Source organism: Sporomusa sp. (assembly GCF_057736855.1).
Genome location: NZ_JBYKYF010000195.1, coordinates 4722 through 5615 on the forward strand (window position 1 = coordinate 4722; position 894 = coordinate 5615).

The 894-nt window shown below is 41.2% G+C and carries 1 protein-coding gene and 1 pseudogene; both read left to right on the forward strand.

Translation table 11 applies throughout. From position 1 onward, the window contains the following. Window positions 1-123 precede the first annotated feature (123 nt). The gene (locus AC29Z1_RS12315; protein WP_488271761.1) at window positions 124-516 is read left to right on the forward strand and encodes a hypothetical protein; all 393 of its coding nucleotides are present in this window, start codon (window positions 124-126) and stop codon (window positions 514-516) included. Between the two features lie 126 nt (window positions 517-642). After that, window positions 643-894, forward strand: a pseudogene (locus AC29Z1_RS12320) (ATP-binding protein); the annotation flags it as partial.

The following is an 894-nucleotide window of genomic DNA, read 5'->3' on the forward strand; positions in this document are numbered from 1 at the left end:
TATTATCATATGAACAATGTACTGGCAGATACCCAGATGCGTGAAACCATCGCTAAAGCTGGGCCCATAGCTGCGGATCCACATTCAGGTGATCTGGGAAAAGACAAATAGGTTGGTGAAGCTATGGATTCATTCATTCCGCTACTACTCATGCTGTTACTTTATCTTGTGCCTGAGTTGCTAAAAAAACGTAAACGACCAGAGGAGTACGAGTATCCGGATATTCCAGCAAAAACCCCTCCGCCAGTTAGCACCGACCCGCAACCGGTAAAAATTAAAAGTAAGCCTGTAGAACAACCAGAGGTATATTTTGAGGGTTCTATGCCTAAGACCTGGGACGTTCCGCAAAAAACGCCTGTGGCTATGCCGGCACCTATACAAGTTCCGCACCCAACAGAGCCAGTTTCACCCTGGCAGGGGAAGTTATCACCACAAGTCATACAAAATGGCTTGATTTTTGCAGAAATTCTTCAGCCGCCGCGGGCTTATCGTCCTATTTGGCGGCAGAAAAACTAAATTTGTTTGGAAAAATTTAAACTAGACAGTTCGGAATAAAACAGGGAAAATAACCCCTGTTTTATTTTTGTGTTTTAGCGCACACTAAAATCGTTAGCAATAAACATTTAATAAGGGGGCAAACATATGTCAGAATATAAAGGACGCCTTACTTACGCCAAAGGCACTTATATTGAATTTGTCGTTGCTCCTAATCAAGATGTTGATTTTGGCGATATTTTAGTGGTTGAAGGTAAAAATAATGATCGGTTCTACATTCGTGCCTACGATTTTAAAATCAAATCACGCTGGTCAGGTATGAGTGGTGTCAGCTATTTAATGAGTAAACTTGATGAAAATGGACAAGTAACCAATCAAGATGAGCTTGACTTTTATTTA

Excerpts from the sequence above, each read along its gene's own strand:
- AC29Z1_RS12315 (WP_488271761.1), top strand. The coding sequence starts at position 124 with ATGGATTCATTCATTCCGCTACTACTCATGCTGTTACTTTATCTTGTG.